Origin of the sequence: Ancylobacter tetraedralis, assembly GCF_014195655.1 — a bacterium.
In the GTDB taxonomy this organism is placed as follows: Bacteria; Pseudomonadota; Alphaproteobacteria; order Rhizobiales; family Xanthobacteraceae; genus Ancylobacter; species Ancylobacter tetraedralis.
The window spans coordinates 64512-83397 of the sequence record NZ_JACICD010000013.1 but is presented as its reverse complement, the minus strand read 5'-3'; the positions used below and the strand labels follow the sequence as shown (position 1 = coordinate 83397).

Below are 18886 nucleotides of genomic sequence, written 5' to 3'. Positions count from 1 at the left end.
AGCGGTCAGGCGGTCACTTCGACAGTGATCACTTCGAGATGAAGCGCGAGGGGTGAACGTCCATGACGTTCGCCTGCCAGCCCTTGAGCTTGGGCGACACGATGTCGTGGTAGCTGTAATAGAGCAGCGGCAGGTTGCCGAGCTGGTCGATCAGTTCCTTCTCGGCCTCGGCCAGCTTCTTCATGCGCGCGGCCGGATCGCCGCCGGCGGCTGCGGCCTCGTCCATCAGCTTATCGAAGGCGAGGTCGTTGAAGCTGGAATAGTTGTTGCCGCTTGCCTTGCGCGAGATGCCGAGGAAGGATTCCGGGTCCTTGTAGTCGGCGATCCAGCCGGCGCGGGCGAAGTCGAAGTCGCCCTTCTGCTCCAGATGGCCGTAATGGGTCTTGGTATCGGTGTTGACCAGCGTCACCTCGATGCCGAAGGGCTTGAGCTGCTCCTGGATGGCCACGGCGGTATTCTTGTGGTTTTCCGAGGTATTGTAGCGGATTTCCAGCTTCAGCGGCTTGTTCGGGCCGTAGCCGAGTTCGTCGAGGATCTTCTTCGCCTCGTCCTCGCGGTCGATCTGCGAGGTCTTGGCATAGTCGGCCTCGGCGGGGGTGTAGCCGTCAATGCCCGGGGGCACCATGGAATAGGCCGGCAGCATCGAGTTCTGCCACACCTTCTCGGCGAGGAAGTCGCGGTCGATCAGCAGCGAGACGGCGCGGCGCAGCTTCGGGTTGGTCCATGGCGCCTTGTCCGTCTTGATGGCGTAGTAATAGGTGCCGAGATACGGGCCGATCTTCACCTGGTCGCCGAACTTCTTCTTCAGGTCGGCCAGCTGCTCGGTCGGCAGGTCGTCATTGGAATCCAGTTCCCCGGCCTCATAGCGCTTGATGGCGGTGGAGCGATCCTCGGTGGGGATGTAGTTCACCGCATCGAGCTTCACGCTCGCCGCGTCATGAAACTTGGGGTTCTTCGACAGCTTGATGTGGTCGTTCGGCACGAACTCGGACAGCGTGAAGGCGCCGTTGGAGACGAGGTTGCCGGGCTTGATCCACTCGGCGCCGAACTTCTCGATCGAGGCCTTGCTGACCGGGTAGGTCGCCTGGTGGGTCAGCACCTCGAGAAAATAGGGCGTCGGCGATTTCAGCGTGATCTCGAGCGTCTTCGGGTCCACCGCACGCACGCCGAGCGTCTCCGGCTTGGCCTTGCCGGTGTTCACTTCCTCGCCGTTCTTGATGACGTAGAGCATGGAGGCATATTCGGCGCCGGTGGCCGGGTCCTCGAGGCGGCGCAGTGAATAGACGAAGTCCTCGGCGGTCAGCGGCTCGCCATTCGACCAGGTCGCGTCGGGCCGCAGCTTGAAGGTGTAGACCGTGCCGTCGGGCGACACCGTCCAGCTCGCCGCGGCGCCGGGAATGAGATTGGCGGTGGCGTCCTGCATCACCAGACCCTCGAACAGGTCGCGCAGGATATGCGCCTCGTAGACGGTCGAGGTCTTGTGCGGGTCCAGCGATTCCGGATCGGCCGAATTGCCGCGGTTATAGACCATATCCGCCGCCGCCGGCAGGCTGAACGCGGCCAGCAGGATGGAGGCTAGAAGGGTGGATCGGAAGCGGGATCGGTTCATTTTGAACTCCCTTTCTGGAAGAGGGGGCCGGATTGCTCAAACGTAAAGCATGGCGCCAGATTGAGCGAAAGGCCGCCACCCCCGGCGGCTGCCGGGCTGACGTAGCGTCGAACAGGATCTACCCTCGGTCGGTCTTTCGCAATCGCACGATGCGCCTCGCGGGGGCGGGGCCAGCCCTGTGGAAGCCGGGGTTATGAAAGCTTCCGGCGTGAGACGCGCGGTTTTAGTTCGATTGTCTATGGTATTTTAGTAGTTTATGGCGACGGTGATCCGAGTTGTCGGCCGTCGTTCGAGGTCAAGTCGTGCCGTTCGAACTGGAAAGGTAGATGATTCGATGCTCCTCGGCTGCGGAAGCTGACGCCGTGCCGTCGTCGTTTTCAATTCGACGGCTCGTTTCGTGGGCCATGCGGGGCCGAAAGACTGGCGCGTACCTTTCCCCCAGCTTGAACGCATGGGGAGAGCGCGGCGACGGACCGCCGCGAGCGTTCGCCGCCATGTCCCTCGGCCGGTCTGCATGCACTGCGGGGCTCTCGCCCTTCGGTGCCCGGCTGCGAAAACCAGGAGCACGGATCATGGAAGACCTTTCCCGCCGCACGCTATTGGCGCTGAGTGCCATGGGTAGCGCGGCCATCGCCTCGGGCACCGCCAGCGCCGCCACCTTCGGCAATCCCGACCAGCCGCCGGAAGGCGCGATCAACTCGACGCCGGGCGCCCTCTCCGATCCCGGCCCGCAGAACCCGGCACTGCAGGCGCAGCTCCCCGCCTTCCAGAACCCCCCACCCACCGATGTCGGCAACATGCCGATGATGTGGTCCTCCTTCAACATCATGCCCAAGCGCATCCAGGCCGGCGGCTGGGCACGGCAGATCACCGCGACCGAATTTCCCGCCGCCAAGGAGGTCTCGGGCGTCAACATGCGGCTCGGGCCCGGCGGCATCCGCGAGATGCACTGGCACCTCGCCGGAGAATGGGCGCTGATGACCAATGGCCGCTGCCGCATCACCGTGCTGGACAAGGACGGCCACCCCTATGTGCGCGACGTCGGGCCGGGCGACCTGTGGTTCTTCCCCGCCGGCTATCCGCATTCGCTGCAGGGGCTCGGCCCGGAGGGCTGCGAATTCCTCATCGTGTTCGACGATGCCTTCCAGTCCGAGTACAACACGCTGCTGCTGACCGACTGGTTCGCCCACACCCCGCCCAAGGTGCTGGCGCAGAATTTCGGCGTCCCGGAAGACGCGTTCAAGAACATCCCGCTGCAGGACCTGTGGATCTTCCAGGGGCAGGAGCCGCCTCCGCTGGCGGTCGATCAGGCGGCGGTGGCCTCGGGCGGCGAGCCGCCGGAGCCCTTCACCTTCTCGCTCGGCGGCACCAAGCCGGTGCGGGACAACGAGGCCGGCACGGTTCGGCTGGCCGATAGTCGCACGTTCAAGGCCTCGAAGACCATCACCGCCGCGCTGGAGACCCTCAAGCCCGGCGCGCTGCGGCGCATGCACTGGCACCCCAATGCCGACGAGTGGCAATACTGGATCAAGGGCCGGGGCCGGATGACGGTGTTCAACACCGGGCCGCGCGCGCAGACCATCGACTTCCAGGCCGGCGATCTCGGCGTGGTGCCAAAGAGCCAGGGCCATTACATCGAGAATACCGGCACGGAGGAATTGCAGTTCCTCACCATTTTCCGGGCTCCGGAATACCAGGAGGTCGACCTCGCCGACTGGCTCTCGCACGCCCCGCCGGAGCTCGTCGCCCAGCACCTCAGGATCGATCCGGCGGTGATCGCCCGTTTCCCGACAGGGCAGGTCGGCATCCAGCCGCGCGGCTGAAGCGCCCGCGTGAAGATGGGGCCGCCCCACGGGGCGGCTCGCGTCACGAACGGCCCGGCGCGGTCGCGAGGGCGCGGTTGTCGGTCTCGACGGAGACGGTGGCGGTGAGGCCGGCCACCAGCCGCGCCGGATCCGCGGCCTCGTCGAGCGCGATCCGCACCGGAACGCGCTGGGCGAGGCGCACCCAGCTGAAGGTAGGGTTGATGTTGGCGAGCAGCCCGTTGCCCACCGTGCGCTCGCGATCCTCGATGCCGGCGGCGATGCTCTCGACATGGCCGCGCAAGGGCGTGTCCTGTCCCATCAGGCGGATCGACACCGGCGCGCCGACATGGATGCGCGCCAGCTTGGTCTCCTCGAAATAGCCCTCGATCCGCACGGAATCGGTGTCGACCAGCGCGAGTTCGGCCTTGCCCGCGCTCACATAGTCGCCGGGCCGCAGGTTGAGATTGGCAATCGTGCCGTTGACCGGCGCCTTCACGTCCGAGCGTTCCAGGTTCAGCCGCGCCAGCTCGCGGTCGGCCAGTGCCTGGCGATAGGCGGCGGAGGCCTCGCTCTCCGACATCCGCATCTGCTCGGTCTTCTGGTCCGACACCACGTCCTTGAGCTGCTCGTAGCGCTGGCGATCGCGCGTGGCCTGCTCCAGCGCGGCCTTGCGCCCGTCAAGGGCCGCCTCGGCCTGTTCCAGCGCGATGGCGAAGCGGGCGCGGTCGATGCGGAACAGCACGTCGCCCTGCTTCACCGCCGCGTTGTCGCGCACCAGTACCTCGCTGACGAAGCCGGTGACGTCCGGGGCGACGCCCACGATGTCCGCGCGCACCTTGGCATCGCGCGTCCACGGCTCGTCCATGTAGTGCGACCACAGCCCGCGCCCGGCCCCGAGCGCGGCGAGGACGAGGGCGAGCGTGGCGAGGACGCGGAGCGTGCCGCGCAGCGAGAGGGTCATGACAGCCACCATTGGGACAGCAGGGACAGGCCCTGCAGCAGGACGACATAAAGGGCGACGTCGAACAGCCCGCGATGCCACACCAGCGCATAGGCGCCGAGAAAGGCCAGCACCCGCCGCACCACGAGGCTCACCAGCAGCGTCGCCAGCATCAGCGCGAGAAGGTTGGGAATGTAGACGCCATAGAGATCGAGTTCGCCGGTCATCGAGCTACTCCGCGGCCATCAGCATCGGTTCGCTTCGCCGCGCCGGCCGGAAATCGCCGGCAGGACCCGGCCTGTCGGGAAAGAACACCCGCCGCAGCCCCACCAGCGCGTCGAGCGTGCGCCGGGCTTCCCCGCCCTCGCGGGCGGCGACGAGGCGCAGCGCCTCATCGAGCGCGTCGCACAGTTCGGGCGGCGCGGGCACCATCCGGCGGGTGGCGGCGCGCTGGCGATAAAGCGCGGCCACACCCGCGAGCACCGCGTCGATCGCCGCGCGGTGGGGCGCCGTGAGGTGGGGAGCGGCCATGGCGCGCCGGGTCTTCTGCAGTTCGACGATGTTGAAGCCGACCCGCACGTCGGCGAACCCGTCCACTCGGGCCAGTTCTCGGTCGTCGATCGCGGCGAGGCGCGGGATGAGCTGGCCCAGCCGGTCGAGCAGCCGGCCGGCGAGCGTGGCGTGATCGCCGCGCTGGCGCCCGGCCGCGGTCTCAGCCAGATCCGCCCAGCCGGCGCGAACCAGCCGGTGCGCGGCGATCTCCGCGCCGAACGGGCGAGTGGCGAGCGTCCACACGAAGGCGAAGGTGAGCCCGGCCATGGCCGCCAGCCCCTCATTGGCGAAGCTGCCGAAATCGACGCTGTAGCGGTTCTGCATGGCCACGAAGGAGGCGGTGTTCACCGCCATCAGCATGGCCAGCATGGTCAGCTGCGGGCGCGGGATCATCAGCCCCAGCAGCAGGAACGGCGGCGCGAAGACCAGCACCAGCATCTCGAAATCATGCACCAGCGGCAGGATGGCGAAGAGATAGACGCCCGAGACCAGGATGCTGACCCCGCTCCAGATCGCCATGGAACGGATGAACGGCGCCGGCCGGTCCATCGCCGCGAAGAAGGAACAGGCGACCGCGGTCATCATCACCGCGCCCGCCCCGTTCCCCCAGCCGCTGGCGATCCAGAACGCGCAGGCCGCCAGCGTGGCGAGCACGCAGGAACCGGCGGAGAACAGCATCAGGCCGACATCGTAATGGCGTGCCGGGCCCACCACCTTGCGATGGCGGAAGCGCGGCCGCCATGGGCCGGCATGCCGGCCGCGCGCGATGGCGGCGTTGAGGCACAGACAATCGCTCCACAGGGCGAGGATCTCGCCGAGCCGGTCGAGCGCGCTGGTCCTCATCAGGTCGTTCCAGTCGGCCGGTTCCTGCGGCCGCAGCGCCGCGATGGCGGCGATAAGCGCGTCCACCTGCGCGGGATCCGCCGCCGGCGGCCCGGCCAGAAGGTCGGCCGCGCGGTTCAGCAGATCCACGAGATCCGGCGGGAGGAGGCCCCCCTGCGCCTTCAGCGCGTGCAGACGGTCGGCGAGGGACGAGAGCAGCGGCAGCAGCATGAGCAGCCGGCCGCGCAGTTCGCGCGCCTGGGGCACCACGTCGCGCGTGGCGGCGTCATAGGACAGCTGGCTGATGATGAGGTCGAGCCCGGCAATGTCGGCGGCGAGCTTCTGGCGGCGCAGCGGCGTCGCCGGCAGCGCGCCCTCGCCGCGCAGGATTTCCCCCGCCCAGGCAGCGGCATCGCCGAGCACGCCGCGCAGGCGCGCGGAAAGCGCCGTGCCAACGCTGGTGGGAAACACCACGGTGCCGACCAGCGTGGCGCAGGTGATGCCGATGATGATCTCCTCGCTGCGCGCCAGCGCGACGTCGAAAATCTGTTCCGGCGTGCCCACGACCGGCAGGGCGATCAGCGGCAGGCTGTAGCCGGCGAGCATGAACACATAGCTGCGCGGCGTGCGGTCGAGCATGGAGACGTAGAGCAGGCAGCCGGTCCACAGCGCCACGACGAGGCAGAGCAATTCCGGCGCGTTGACGAAGAGCGGCACGAAGAATACCGCCGTGCCCGCGCCGATCAGGGTGCCGAGCGCACGGTAAAGTCCCTTGGAACTCGTCGCGCCGGCCAGCGGATTGGCCACGACATAGACCGCCGCCATCGCCCAGTAGGGGCGGGGCAGGTCGAAGGCGAGGGCGATGTAGAGCGCGAGCATGGAGGCGAGAAAGGCTTTGCCGGAGAACAGCCAGTCCCGCCATGGCGGCAGGGTCACGGCAGCGCCTCCTCGGGCGAGCGCACGGATGTCTCGTCGAACGCCTTGAGCACCCGCAGCGCGGCCTCGAGGTCCGCGTGGTCGAAACCGGCGAGGACGCGCGCCCGCACGCCGACCAGCATGTCCTCGATGCGCGCGGCGAGCGCGTCGCCCGCCGGGGTGAGCCAGATGGTCTTGGCGCGCCGGTCGGTGGGGTCGTCGCGGCGCTCGATGAGGTCGGCGACGGCAAGCTGGTCGAGCAGCCGCACCAGCGAGGGTCCCTCGATTCCCACATGGCTCGCCAGCGTAACCTGCCGCACGCCTCCACCCAGCCGGCCGGCCCAGAGCAGCGGCGCGGCGCAGGCTTCGGAGATGCCGTAGGATTCCAGCTCGCGCTCGGCGCAACGCCGCCAGTGCCGCCCGGCCTGCAGAAGCTGCGCGGTCAAGGCGCGCTGGAGCGCCATCAGATCGGGGGGCGGAAGATCATTCATGGCTAATTGATAGGAAGCGAATTATTTTAATGCAAGTAGGTTGGCCGCGCTGCGGGCCGGGTCACGCGCCGATCACGCGATCGTGTCGCAGGCGATCGATGCCGCGTCGGCGTCTGGGGTAAAGCTGTGCTGTCGCGCCCCTTGCCCGCCAGTGGCGGGCCCCGGCGCCGGGCCTGTTTTCCTGTCGATATTGGTAGCGTGTGATGAAGAAGATCGGTTTCCTGTCATTCGGGCACTGGACGCCCTCGGCCAATTCCGGGACGCGCTCGGCGGGCGAGGCGCTGCTGCAATCCATCGAACTCGCGGTGGCGGCCGAGCAGCTGGGCGCGGACGGCGCCTATTTCCGGGTGCACCATTTCGCCCGCCAGCTCGCCTCGCCCTTTCCCTTGCTGGCGGCGGTCGGCGCGAAGACGAGCCGCATCGAGATCGGCACCGCGGTGATCGACATGCGCTACGAGAACCCGATGTACATGGCCGAGGATGCCGGCGCCGCCGATCTCATTTCCGGCGGCCGCCTCCAGCTCGGCATCAGCCGCGGCTCGCCCGAACAGGTGATCGATGGCTGGCGCTATTTCGGCTACGCCCCGCCCGAGGGGCAGAGTGATGCCGACATGGGCCGGCGCCACGCGGAAGTGCTGCTGGAGGCGTTGAAGGGCGAGGGCTTCGCCCAACCCAACCCGCGCCCTATGTTTCCCAACCCGCCGGGCCTGCTGCGGCTGGAGCCGCATGCGGAAGGCCTGCGCGAGCGCATCTGGTGGGGCGCGGGCTCCAATGCCACCGCCGTGTGGGCGGCCAAGCTCGGCCTCAACCTGCAGAGCTCGACGCTCAAGGATGACGAGACCGGCGAGCCCTTTCACCTGCAGCAGGCCGCACAGATTCGCGCCTATCGCGAAGCCTGGAAGGAGGCGGGGCACACGCGCACGCCGCGCGTCTCGGTGAGCCGCTCCATCTTCGCGCTGGTGGACGAGCGCGACCGCCTCTATTTCGCCCGCTCGGGCCAGGAGAGCGACCATGTCGGCTTCATCGATGCCAGCACGCGGGCGATCTTCGGCCGCTCCTATGCCGCCGAGCCGGATCGGCTGATCGAGCAGCTGAAGCAGGACGAGGCCATCGCGGAGGCCGACACGCTGCTGCTGACCGTGCCCAACCAGCTGGGCGTCGCGTATAACGCCCATGTCATCGAGGCCATCCTCACCCATGTCGCCCCGGCGCTCGGCTGGCGCTGAACGCGGGACGGCCGGCCGGTTGGCGGGCTGCGCCCTTCACCTTTGCCGCGAACCGCGCTAGCAGCAGGGCCGGCAGGCGAGGGATGCGATGATGTTCGAGACGGCGGCTACTCCCGAGGCGGCCATCGACCGGCTGGACAGGCTCTACCGGGCGGCACGCGAGGCGCTGCGCGGCGACCTGCAGCGCTTCTTCGAGACCGGGCAGGCCCCGACCCTCGAGGAACGGGCGCGCTACCGCTACCCGCTGCTGCGTGTGACGCACGAGCCCTACCTCTCCCCGATGGTGAAGAGCCAGCGGGGCTATGCGAAATTCGCGGTGTCGGGCATCCACCAGACCAGCGTGACCCAGCCGGCGGAATTCCGCGCCTACCTGCTCGACCAGCTGACCCCGCTGGTCGCCGAATATGGCGCGCGGATCGAGACCGGCATCAGCCACCAGGAAATTCCCTATCCCTACGCACTGGAGGGGGGCGACGAGCTTGGCCGCGGCACGGTCACCGCGTCCGATCTCGCCCGGCATTTCCCCACGCCGCTGCTGTCGCTGGTCGGCGACGAGATCGCCGACGGCACGTTCGATCTGGTGGAGGGCGAGCCGCGCCCGCTGGCGCTGTTCGATGCGGTGCGCACGGATTATTCGCTGCGCCGCCTCGTGCACTATACCGGCACGGACTGGCGGTGCTTCCAGTCCTGGATCCTGCTCACCAATTATCACCGCTATGTCGACCAGTTCGTGCGCGCCGGCCTCGCCGAGATCGCGGCGGGCACCGCCGAGGCGCTGGTGACGCCGGGCGGGGTGCGGATCGACCGCGCGGGTCTGGACGGAGACGCGGTGGAGCGGGTGATGAGCGCGCCGTGGCACCGCTACCAGATGCCGGCCTATCATCTCGTGCGGCCGGGTGGGCAAGGGGTGACGCTGGTCAATATCGGCGTCGGCCCGTCCAACGCCAAGACCGTGACCGACCACCTCGCGGTGCTGCGCCCCCATTGCTGGCTCATGGTCGGCCATTGCGGCGGGCTGCGGCAGACGCAGGTGATCGGCGATTACGTGCTGGCCCATGCCTATCTCCGGCAGGACGGCATCCTCGACGAGCTGGTGCCCCCCGACATCCCGATCCCCGCGCTGGCCGAAGTGCAGGTGGCGCTGCAGCAGGCGGCGGCGGCGGTGACGGGCGAGGTCGGCGAGCAGCTCAAGCGGCGCCTGCGCACCGGCACCGTGGTGACGCAGGACGACCGCAACTGGGAACTGCGCTGGACCCAGGAGCGCCGCCGCATCAACCTCTCGCGCGCCATCGCGGTGGACATGGAATCGGGTACCATCGCCGCCCAGGGCTACCGGCTGCGCGTGCCCTACGGCACGCTGCTCTGCGTCTCCGACAAGCCGCTGCACGGCGAGATCAAGCTGCCCGGCGCCGCCAACGCTTTCTATGAGCGCGCGGTCAGCGAGCACCTGAAGATCGGCCTCGCCGCGCTCGACAAGCTCAAGGAAGCCGGCGCCAGCATCCATTCGCGCAAGCTGCGCTCGTTCGACGAGCCGCCCTTCCGCTGACGCGGTGTCTTCACGGGTTCCAATAGGCGCGGTCGGCGATGGGCGAGACATCGGGCGGCGCCTTCCCGGCGGCCAGCGGGTGGATATTGGTGTAGTCCTCGCACAACGTCATGTACCAGAGCGTGCGCGCGCCGGTCTGCGGGTCGACAATGGCGCGCACATAGGCGCCGTCGCGCGTGTCGTCATGGCCGGGTGCGGGAGCGAAGCGGGTGCGCGGGGAGATGTCGAAGCTGCCCTCGACCGGGGCGCTGCAGCGCCCGCGCTGGTAGAGTTCGCGAGCCAGATCGGCCGCCGGCCGCCCGCTGCGCGGATGCACCCAGCCCTCCCGCGCCCATTTTTCCCAGCGCGACAGGCCGAATTCGCGGGTCCAGTAGGTCTGCTCCATCTGCATCGTCTCTCCCGGCGAGAGCCCGTCGCGGCTGACCTGCGCGAAATGGCTGGAGACGATGGAGGCCAGCTCGCGGCCCGACTTGTAGCGCATCGGCGCGACCAGCCAGGTGGTCAGCGCCCGCCGGTAGCGGGTGGGGCAGGTGGCCGAGAGCTGGGAGGCCGCCCCGGTGGCGAGGCGCCCCTCGAACACGCCGAAGCCGGTCGCGCCCACCGCGGGCACCGCCGCCGGGCCGATCACCCAGCCGCGGAAGAAGCGCCGCGACGAGGTGCTTCCGTCCCGGCATAGCGGCGTCTGGTAGATGGATAGCGCCACCGGGCTGTAGCTGCCCATGATGAAGCCGTAGCCCTCGTCATACCACTGGATCGAGGCGCCGCCCTCGCCCGCCTCGCCGGGGCGCCCGCGCGTGCCGGCACAGGCACTTACCGCCACGTTGAGGGTGGAGGAGACGATGCGTGTCGTGCCCTCCCGCGCGACCGGCCGGTTGAGCTTGGCGACCGTGCCGCCATCCTCGCTGCAGCCATTGCCGGGGTTCAGGAAGTTGCGCAATTCATAGGGCGGCGTCTCGCCCGGCCTTATGTCGCGGCGGCGCGTGCAGGCGGCATCGCCCGGCACGAGCCCTGGCAGGATGCGGTCGCCCGCATCGACGCAGACATCCATGATCATGAAATCGGCGATCGGCACCGGCTCGGCCGCGCGCACCGGCGCGGCGAGCGGCAGTGCGAGGCAGGCGATGAGCGCCGCTCCCGAATGAAGGCCCTTCCGCATGATGTCCTCCCTGGCCCCCCACGGACCCCCTCGAACCTTCCGCGGCGGGCGGGGCGTGATGCGCTCACGTCCCGTCCGACATCGTCGTCGGCTTGCGTGGTTCGCCGGCCGATCAGTCCGCCGACCACGTCACGTCGTTGGTGCGGACGAGCGAGCTGATCATGAGGGCCATGCGCAGGAACTTGGTGAATTCCGTGCCGGGCGCGTTCGCGACATAGACGATGTCGCCAACGCGGACCGGGAAGGCGCGGGCGATGAAGTAGCCCGAGGGATCCTTCAGATTCAGCCGGTAGATGACCGGCACCGCGCTGTTGCCGGAAAGGTGCGGCGAATCCGGGTCCATGGCCCGCACCACGGCCGCCTGCTCATAGCGGAAGATGAACACGCCGCTGGGGTCGGCCTGCGCGTCGATCAGGCCGCCGGACGAGCCCACAGCCTCGGCGACGGTGAAGTCCTCGCGGTCGATCGCCACCTCGCCCGCGCCCTTGACCGCGCCGAGCGCGGTGAAGGTCTGCGGCCGGCGGAACACGTAGACCGTGTCGCCGGGCTGCATGAAGATGTCCTCGGCCGGGCTGGCCAGCACGGCGGAAAGCTGCATCGTCGCGGCGCGCGAGCCGCGCGTCACCCGCACGAAGGTCTCGTGCGGCGGCGCCTTGATGCCGCCGGCCTGGGCGATTACCTCGAGCAGCCGGTCGCCCTTGACGTTGAGGTTCACCCGGCCTGCGCCCGTGAGGTCGCCAACCACCACCACGGAGGCGGAGGTCTGCTGCGGCAGGGTGACAAGCACCTGCGGCTCGATCGCCTTGCCGGTGAGGCTCTTCTCGATGCTGCTGGCGATCTCGCTCGGCCGCTTGCCCACCACCGGCACCTCGCCGACATAGGGCACCTTGATGCGGCCGTCGCGATCCACTGTCTGGGGCGGCAGCGTCTCGCTGCCCGAGCCTGCCTCGACCGCGCCGCGCCCGCCGAACAGGCCGCCGGAACTGGCTTCCCAGATCGAGACCTGCACGACATCGCCCACGTTCACCCGCGTCTCGGGGGCCGGCTTGCGCGCGCCGAAGCTGCTGGCAAGGCTCGCCGAGCGCCACAGGCGCATGGCGTTCACCGCCTCCGCGTTGACGTCGATGATTTCATAGTCGATCGGCTCCTGCGGCTTCATGACCTCCTGGGTCGTCGGCCCGGAGCCGGGGAAAAACACGCAACCGCCGAGCATCATGCTCAGCAGGACAAGGCCGGCAATGCGGACCTTCGGACCCCGGATAATCAAACCAATCGATCCTTATGGCTTTCATGCAGCTTAACTAAGCCGGATCGGGGTTATCAATTCTATACTTCAAGATCAAATCGGCTCGCAAAATCAATATGTGTGATCGTTATGGCACATAAGAAAATGCATGTAATCTTGAAATATACGATAATACCGTCATTGATATACGTAAGGTAAGGCGCGACTACTATCACCGGAAGGAGCCGGCACCGGTGCTCAGGCCGGCGCCGGCTCCTGCGGTCGCTCACTCGGCCGCGAAGATCGCGCCCGCGCCGGTACTTGCGGCGGTGTTGGCCTGGCGGGCGAAGAAGTTGCGTTCCGCCTTGAGCGCGCGGCGGGCGGCCTGGATGCACTCCTTGCGCTTCTGCACGCTGAGTTCCTTCCACGCGGCCTGGTCGAATTCCACGAGGCGGCGGGCAACGAAACGTTCGAGTTCGCGGCTGATTTCGGGAAGATCGCTCATGTCGGCTCCTTCAGGTTGGGGCTGGGGCATTCCCGGCCGAGGGGGAGGGGGTGACTTCAGGCGGGCGGCCCGAAGGGTTCGTCGATCAGCCGCTCCGCCTCGCTGTCCTCATCCTCCAGCGCGTCGTCCGGCTCGGCGGCGGCGCTGGCGTCGAGGGTGCGAAAGAGCCGGATGGCGTCGCCGATCCGCTCGAACATGTGCAGCCGGCCCTCGTGCAGCACGGCGCCGATATCCGCGAAGCGGCGCAGCATCTGCGGCGAGCGGGAGGTGAAGATGAAGCTCGCCTGCATCCGGCGCGCCTGCACCAGCTCGACGCAGCGCGCGCGGAAGGCGCCGGCCCCGCCGAACAACACCTCGTCGGCGAGGTAGATGTCGAAGGGCAGCGCATAGGAGGCGGCGAACAGGAAGCGGGCGCGCCGGTCGCGGGTGTAGCTCTGCAGCGGCTGGTCGATCGCCTCCTCCAGCTGGGCGAAGCGGGCGACGAAATCGGCTGCCGCCTCGCCGTCGAAGCCGTTGACGCGCGCCACGAAATGCAGGTTCTCGCGCCCGGTCAGCGCGGCGTGATAGGCCTGCGTCGTCGCCACCGGCGGCGATATCGCGCCATGGCGGCGGATCCGGCCGCGGTCGGGCAGGGTGGAGCCGCCGATCAGCCGGATCAGCGTCGATTTGCCGGCCCCGCGCGCGCCGAGGATGCCGACCGAGGCGCCGCGCGGAAAGGCGGCGTCGAGATGTTCGAACACGCGGGCCTGCCCGTGCGGGCCGCGATAGCCCTTGGCGACGTCGCGCATCTCCACCGCCATCATACCAGCCTCGCGCGGAACACGCGTTCGAGCGCCAGCCCGATCAGCAGCGAGACGATGCCGAAGCCGATCAGGTAGGTGCGGTCGAGGGTCAGCGTGGGATAGGTGAGGTAGAAGCCGGAGCGGAACCATTCCAACCCGTGCAGCAGCGGGTTCCAGCTGATCCAGTAGCGGATGGCCGGGGGCATGAAGTCGGGCACGAAGAACACGCCGGACAGGAAGATGAGCGAGCGCGAGAACACGCCGTAGACCACCGCGTAAAGCCGGAAGAAGGCGCCGATCACCCCGTTGATCAGCCCGACGCCGATGGCGAGCAGCGCGGTGGCGGCGAAGCCCTGGATGGCCAGCATCGGGCGTACCGGGATCGCGTCCTTGACGCCGGTCGCATAGATGAAGGTGAACAGCAGCATGGCGACGATGAGCAGCGTCGCCGTTTCCAGCAGCGCCCGCGCCACCATGATGTCCAGTGGCTGGATGGGGGTGAGCGCCCGCACCAGCCCGCTCGCGCGGATCGCCCCGGTGGTGCGGCCCGAGACATGGGTGAACAGGAAGAAGGGCAGGATGCCGGTGCCCAGGAACAAGAGCAGGCTGGTGCCGAATTCCGGCCGCCGGCCGATCAGCGAGAAAATGCCCATCATCATGGTGAGCTGCAGGATCGGCTCCAGCAGCGCCAGCAGGTAGCTCAGCCGCGAATGCACCGAGCGCAGCCGCATCTCGCGCAGCATCAGCGCGAGGATGACGCGCCCCTGCGTGCGCAGGCCCGTGGCGATCTGGCCGGGGCGCAGGCGGCGCGGCGAGGCATCGAATAGCGGGTTGAAGGTCATGGCGCGCGCTTTCCGCTCAGGCGACATGGTCGCGGATGGAGAAGAACACCATCACGCTGACGAACCAGAGCGCGCCGGCCGCGAGGAAGATGATCAGCGTGGTCATCAGGCGCTGCGGGTAGAGGCTGGCCTGCGCCCGCGCCGGCTGCACATAGGTCGCGACATAGGTCTGCTGCGCGGCCGCTTCCGAGCGGGCCAGTTCCAGCGCCGACAAGGTGGTGTCGTAATATTTCTCGGCGAACTGCCGGCTGAGATCGACATCCTCGTAATTCGACAGCACATCGGACAGAACCGGCGCCGCGCCCGGCATGGCGCTGGCGCTGGCGGTGGCCGGTGCGCCCGCCGTCGCCGCGCCGGCTGCGCCGGTCTGGGCGGCCGTGGCCTGAATCTCGCGGTTGCCCTTGCCGATTTCGCGCTCGATGGCGGTGATCTGCTTGGCCGTGGCGGCGATGCGGCTTTCCAGCACCTTCACCGTCGGCGCGTTGGGATCCATGTAGGTGCGCAGCGAGGCGAGCTGCGACTGCAGCCCGGCCAGTTCCCCGCGCAGTTTCATGGCGAGGTCGAGCGTGCCGCCGGCGGTGCGGGCCGCATCGGGCGTCTGCTCGGTATCGCGGAACTGGCGCAGCGCGCCGCGGGCATCGCGCAGGCGCTGCTCGGCGCGCGAGACGTCGGATTCGGCGAAGCGCACGGCATCGATGCGGGCGCGGGCGGAGATTTCGTTGATGAGCTTTTCGCTCTGCTTCACCAGCGTCGAGGCGATCGTATAGGCGTCGTCGGGGGTGAAGGCGCGCACCCGCACCAAAGCGAGGCCGGTGGCGAGGTCGAAGGAAGCGTCGATCATCGACTGCCAGTAGCTGACGAGATTCTCCATCGTGTCGTCGCCGGTGAGACGCGAGAGCCTGTCGACGCCGGGCCGGTCGAACATGGCCCGCAGATCGAGGGTCTTGCTCAGATCCTCCACCGCCTGGCGGCTGGTGAGGTAGTCGACGACGAGGAAATTGTCGGTATAGCCGCCCGCGCGTGCCGCCGCGCCGAGCGCGGTGCTGGCGGCGCTGGCACCGGCCGGTGCGAAATCCTGGCTGCGTACAGCGAAGCGGAATTCCGAGAGGTACTGGTTGGAGACGATGAGGCCGTAATATAGGCCGGCGGCGAGGGTCGGCAGCGCCACCATCAGGAAGAAGGAGGTCCACAGGCCGATCGAGCGGCGTTGCCGGCGCTTGCGCGGCAGCCGCTCGGCGAGATCGGCCACGTCGAACTCGGGCAGCGCGAAGGCGTCGCGCTTGGCCACCGGCCGCGCCGCCGGCTTGGCCCGCGCCCGCACCGGCTCCGGCGTGGCTTCCGTCAGCGCATGCGGCAGCGACCGCGCGGTCTTGGCCTTGGCCGGCGCGCCGGGCGCCGGCTCCAGCGGGGTGTCCCTCGCCATGCCGAGAAACGGGTGCAGCTTACTCATCTATGCAACCTCCACCGTAAGCGCCACGGACCCAGCCATGCATGAATTTCGAGTATATTTCAAATATTGGATATATTTGATTCGTATATCGATATTATACGTTCGATCGAGACAGTATTTTTATCGTAGATATGATCAGATTGATTGTCTAGTCTCGCTGCGTCTTTCACATGAATACATGAAGCGTGATGTTCGATCTGATCACTCCAGGCATGACAATATCCATCCCTCTGGTGATGCTGGCCGCCGCCGCGGGGTTGGACCGGCTGGCGACCCCGCGCCAGGGGGTGGGCGTCCGCGCCCCGCTGGCGGCGTGGGGCCTCGGCGGGACGGTCGTGCTGTGGCTTTGGCTGCTCTGGCTGGGCCTGTCGGCGCGCCCGCTCTTCGCGGCGGTGGCGGCGCTGGTCACGCTCGGTGTGTTCGTGACGATCTCGCGCGTCAAATACGCCTATCTGCGCGAGCCGCTGGTGTTCAGCGATCTCGGCTTCCTGATGACGCTGATCCGCCATCCCGACCTGTTCTATGTCGACCGCCGGAGCGCGGCCGGCATCGGCCTCGCGGCGCTCATGCTGATCGGCGTGATCGCCGGCTGGACGTGGTTCGAGCCGCGCCAGTTCGGCGCGCTCGCGCAGATGGGCGTGCTCGCCCTCGCCCTGCTGGTCGCGGCCGTGCTGCTGGCGGCGGCGGGCAGCCTCGCGCCGATGCTCGCCCGCCTTGCGCCGTCGCTGCTGGAAACCCCGCCCGAGCAATTCGTCGCCAGGCTCGGCCTCAGCGCCTCGCTCGTCGCCGGCTTCGCCCTGTGGCGCCGGGATGGGCGGGTGGAGCGGGGGGATCTGCCGGTCGCTCCCATCGCTGTGAACGGGCGCTACCGGGCGGTGGTGATGCTGCAGATGGAATCCTTCGCCGATCTGCGCCGCTATGGCGTTCCGCTCAGCTTGCCCAATCTCGAACGGCTGCGCCCCCGCGCGCTGGCGCAGGGCCGGCTCGATGTGTCGTGCTATGGCGCCTATACCCATCGCTCGGAGGTGGAGATGCTTACCGGCGTGCCGTTCGCGCGCCAGCGCATGGACCGTTTCGATCCCTATCTGCGGCCCGAGCGGCTCGCCTCCGCGTCGCTGGCCGGGCTTCTCGCGACGGCGGGATGGCGCACGACCTTCATCCATCCCCACGATGCCCGCTTCTTCCGGCGCGACCGGGCGATCCCGCGTCTCGGCTTCGCGCGGTTCATCGGCGAGGATGCCTTCCAGCCCGCCGACCGCTATGGTCCCTATGTCGGCGACCGGGCGCTCGGGCGGCACATCGCCCGCGAGATTTCCGCCGCGGCGGAAGCCGGCGAGCCGCTGTTCCTCATGTCGATCTCGATGGAGGCGCATGACCCTTACGGGCCCGGCCGCCTGCCCGCCATCGACGAGCCGGTCGCCCAGTATGCCCACCACCTCGCCAACGCCGATGCCATGCTCGGGCTGGTGACGGCGGCGCTGGACACGCTGACCGACCGCGCGCTGCTGGTGTTCTATGGCGATCATGCCCCGCTCCTTCCCGGGCACGCGGCGCTGGCTGAGGACCGAGCCACCGACTACCTCGTGCTCGAATGCGGTTGGGCGGCGGCGAAGCCGAAGGAGGGGCGGGCGCCCTCCAGGCGTTCGCCGGCGGAAATCAACGCCCTTGTGCGTTCCGCGCTGGTGGCTGGGCGCCAGGACGGCGCGGGCAGCGGCGCCGGCGCGGGCGCGGCGACGGCCTCGATGAGGCGATCGACGATCGAGAAATGATCCGACCAGCGCGGCATGCGGATATGTTGCAGCGCCTGTAGCTGCTCTGCCCGCGAGGAGGAATCCGGCCGCGCGTATTCCTCGATCGCCCGCGCCCAGCCGAGCCCGTCGATCGGGTCGAGATAGCGCGGCGCGGTTCCCGCGATGTCGCGGAAAGCCTGGAGATCGGAGCAGATCACCGGCACCCGCAGCGCCATGGCCTCGAAGAGCGGCAGGCCGTAGCCCTCGGCGAAGGAGGGGAACAGCACGGCCTGCGACTGCTTCATCAGCCGCCGCAGGTGCACGTCCGGCAGCCGGTTGCACTCCAGCACGTGGTTGCCGAGCTTCTCGCACCGCTCGATGATGTCGATGACGTTCTCGTTCTCCCAGCCGCGTCGGCCGACGATGATCAGCTTGGGCGCCTTGGGTCCCAGCTTCTCCACCAGCGCGCGCCAGGCGTGCAGCAGCACGAGGTGGTTCTTGCGCGGCTCGATCGTGCCCACCGTGAGGAAGAAGGGGTGGGCCGGCGCCTCCACCGGCGCGTCCATGCCGAATTCGTCCTCGATGCCGAGCGGGCTGACGATGCTCGCCGGCACGCTCATGTCGTTGCGTTCGGCGAAGGATTTCAGCTGGTCCAGCGTGTGGTGCGAATTGGCGATGATCGCCTCGGCCGAGCCGAGCACGGTGCGCATGCGCGTCTCGTGCTTCTCCGCGTCCCCCGGCCGGACATATTCGGGATGGGTGAGCGGAATGAGGTCGTGCACCAGATAGATCGGCTTGAGCCCGTGGCCGCGCACCATGGAGCGCACGCCGTTGATCGAGTTCAGCCCCTCATGGGAGACGTTGAGATAGACCGCGCCCTTGGAGCTGCGCCGCCGCAGCAGGCGCGGCAGCAGGTTGACCGGCGACAGCAACCGCTTGAGCGGGGGCATCATGTCCGGCAGCGAGGAGCGCGCCGGGGCGGCGTCGAGGGTGGTCAGCACGCCGGGGGTGAGGTCGAGGAAGCTCTCCACCGCGACAAGCTCGCGCCGGGTGATCTTGCCTTCCGACTGCTTCCAGCGGCTGGCCAGCGCATCGACGAAGCCGGCCACCGTCTCCGCGTCGAGATACCAGGTCGAGGCGCGCAGGCGGGCGACGAAGGCGGCGTCGTCCTGATAATGCCGACTGCCGAGCAGATGACGGGCATAGGCGAGTTCGACCCGGTCGATGCCTGTCGGGGTCGACTGCGACGAGCGCCGCAGCAGCCGGGTAATGTCGAGCACGACCTTCATT

15 protein-coding genes and 1 pseudogene are annotated in these 18886 nt (G+C 68.4%); 4 read left to right on the top strand and 12 right to left on the bottom strand.

All coding sequences use genetic code 11. The features are described from left to right. Positions 1-28: 28 nt before the first annotated feature. Positions 29-1609 (bottom strand): peptide ABC transporter substrate-binding protein, encoded by a 1581-nt coding sequence (locus FHS55_RS21445; protein ID WP_183191911.1) that lies wholly within the window; start codon positions 1607-1609, stop codon positions 29-31. A 572-nt stretch (positions 1610-2181) separates the two neighbouring features. Between FHS55_RS21445 and FHS55_RS21440 the strand changes: the two genes are divergently transcribed. Then, positions 2182-3432, top strand: coding sequence for a cupin domain-containing protein (locus FHS55_RS21440; protein ID WP_183191910.1), 1251 nt, complete (start codon positions 2182-2184; stop codon positions 3430-3432). Between the two features lie 43 nt (positions 3433-3475). Here FHS55_RS21440 and FHS55_RS21435 read toward each other — a convergent pair whose 3' ends face one another. From FHS55_RS21435 to FHS55_RS21420, 4 genes are read right to left on the bottom strand one after another with little or no spacing between them, the layout of a single operon-like run. Beyond that, positions 3476-4375 (bottom strand): efflux RND transporter periplasmic adaptor subunit, encoded by a 900-nt coding sequence (locus tag FHS55_RS21435; protein ID WP_183191909.1) that lies wholly within the window; start codon positions 4373-4375, stop codon positions 3476-3478. Beyond that, entirely contained in the window at positions 4372-4581 is a 210-nt protein-coding gene (locus FHS55_RS21430) for a DUF1656 domain-containing protein (protein WP_183191908.1), read from the bottom strand. Before FHS55_RS21430 ends, FHS55_RS21435 begins: the two co-directional genes overlap by 4 nt. Positions 4582-4585: 4 nt before the next feature. Then, entirely contained in the window at positions 4586-6664 is a 2079-nt protein-coding gene (locus FHS55_RS21425; RefSeq protein ID WP_183191907.1) for an FUSC family protein, read from the bottom strand. Then, positions 6661-7134 (bottom strand): MarR family winged helix-turn-helix transcriptional regulator, encoded by a 474-nt coding sequence (locus tag FHS55_RS21420; protein WP_246340366.1) that lies wholly within the window; start codon positions 7132-7134, stop codon positions 6661-6663. Before FHS55_RS21420 ends, FHS55_RS21425 begins: the two co-directional genes overlap by 4 nt. Before the next feature lie 203 nt (positions 7135-7337). On the opposite strand from FHS55_RS21420, the gene FHS55_RS21415 reads away from it, so the two are divergent. Beyond that, a complete protein-coding gene (locus FHS55_RS21415) occupies positions 7338-8360 on the top strand; it encodes an LLM class flavin-dependent oxidoreductase (RefSeq protein ID WP_183191906.1) in 1023 nt (340 codons plus the stop codon). Positions 8361-8448: 88 nt separating this feature from the next. Beyond that, complete coding sequence (locus FHS55_RS21410) at positions 8449-9906, top strand: AMP nucleosidase (protein ID WP_183191905.1); 1458 nt, start codon at positions 8449-8451, stop codon at positions 9904-9906. 10 nt (positions 9907-9916) lie between these two features. Here the strand turns inward: FHS55_RS21410 and FHS55_RS21405 are convergent, their stop codons facing one another. The 6 genes from FHS55_RS21405 to FHS55_RS21380 form a co-directional block, all read right to left on the bottom strand. Next, entirely contained in the window at positions 9917-11062 is a 1146-nt protein-coding gene (locus FHS55_RS21405) for a hypothetical protein (RefSeq protein WP_183191904.1), read from the bottom strand. A gap of 112 nt (positions 11063-11174) precedes the next feature. Next, positions 11175-12329: a polysaccharide biosynthesis/export family protein gene (locus FHS55_RS21400; protein ID WP_183191903.1), complete on the bottom strand. Its 1155-nt coding sequence runs from the start codon at positions 12327-12329 to the stop codon at positions 11175-11177. 244 nt (positions 12330-12573) lie between these two features. Further along, positions 12574-12792 (bottom strand): hypothetical protein, encoded by a 219-nt coding sequence (locus FHS55_RS21395; protein ID WP_183191902.1) that lies wholly within the window; start codon positions 12790-12792, stop codon positions 12574-12576. Positions 12793-12848: 56 nt separating this feature from the next. Next, on the bottom strand, positions 12849-13595 hold the full coding sequence (locus FHS55_RS21390; RefSeq protein ID WP_183191901.1) for an ABC transporter ATP-binding protein: 747 nt from the start codon (positions 13593-13595) through the stop codon (positions 12849-12851). Then, entirely contained in the window at positions 13592-14416 is an 825-nt protein-coding gene (locus tag FHS55_RS21385; RefSeq protein WP_183191900.1) for an ABC transporter permease, read from the bottom strand. Before FHS55_RS21385 ends, FHS55_RS21390 begins: the two co-directional genes overlap by 4 nt. Before the next feature lie 16 nt (positions 14417-14432). Next, positions 14433-15866 (bottom strand): KpsE/RkpR family capsule polysaccharide export protein, encoded by a 1434-nt coding sequence (locus FHS55_RS21380; protein WP_183191899.1) that lies wholly within the window; start codon positions 15864-15866, stop codon positions 14433-14435. Positions 15867-16054: 188 nt separating this feature from the next. Between FHS55_RS21380 and FHS55_RS23875 the strand changes: the two are divergent. Further along, positions 16055-17407: pseudogene (locus FHS55_RS23875) on the top strand (LTA synthase family protein); the annotation flags it as partial. A 35-nt stretch (positions 17408-17442) separates the two neighbouring features. On the opposite strand, the gene FHS55_RS21375 reads toward FHS55_RS23875, so the two are convergent. After that, positions 17443-18885 (bottom strand): glycosyltransferase family 4 protein, encoded by a 1443-nt coding sequence (locus FHS55_RS21375; RefSeq protein WP_183191898.1) that lies wholly within the window; start codon positions 18883-18885, stop codon positions 17443-17445. Position 18886 lies beyond the last annotated feature (1 nt).

Coding starts and splice junctions, on each gene's coding strand:
- FHS55_RS21445 (WP_183191911.1), bottom strand. CDS start 1,609: ATGAACCGATCCCGCTTCCGATCCACCCTTCTAGCCTCCATCCTGCTG.
- FHS55_RS21440 (WP_183191910.1), top strand. CDS start 2,182: ATGGAAGACCTTTCCCGCCGCACGCTATTGGCGCTGAGTGCCATGGGT.
- FHS55_RS21435 (WP_183191909.1), bottom strand. CDS start 4,375: ATGACCCTCTCGCTGCGCGGCACGCTCCGCGTCCTCGCCACGCTCGCC.
- FHS55_RS21430 (WP_183191908.1), bottom strand. CDS start 4,581: ATGACCGGCGAACTCGATCTCTATGGCGTCTACATTCCCAACCTTCTC.
- FHS55_RS21420 (WP_246340366.1), bottom strand. CDS start 7,134: ATGAATGATCTTCCGCCCCCCGATCTGATGGCGCTCCAGCGCGCCTTG.
- FHS55_RS21415 (WP_183191906.1), top strand. CDS start 7,338: ATGAAGAAGATCGGTTTCCTGTCATTCGGGCACTGGACGCCCTCGGCC.
- FHS55_RS21410 (WP_183191905.1), top strand. CDS start 8,449: ATGATGTTCGAGACGGCGGCTACTCCCGAGGCGGCCATCGACCGGCTG.
- FHS55_RS21405 (WP_183191904.1), bottom strand. CDS start 11,062: ATGCGGAAGGGCCTTCATTCGGGAGCGGCGCTCATCGCCTGCCTCGCA.
- FHS55_RS21395 (WP_183191902.1), bottom strand. CDS start 12,792: ATGAGCGATCTTCCCGAAATCAGCCGCGAACTCGAACGTTTCGTTGCC.
- FHS55_RS21390 (WP_183191901.1), bottom strand. CDS start 13,595: ATGATGGCGGTGGAGATGCGCGACGTCGCCAAGGGCTATCGCGGCCCG.
- FHS55_RS21385 (WP_183191900.1), bottom strand. CDS start 14,416: ATGACCTTCAACCCGCTATTCGATGCCTCGCCGCGCCGCCTGCGCCCC.
- FHS55_RS21380 (WP_183191899.1), bottom strand. CDS start 15,866: ATGAGTAAGCTGCACCCGTTTCTCGGCATGGCGAGGGACACCCCGCTG.
- FHS55_RS21375 (WP_183191898.1), bottom strand. CDS start 18,885: ATGAAGGTCGTGCTCGACATTACCCGGCTGCTGCGGCGCTCGTCGCAG.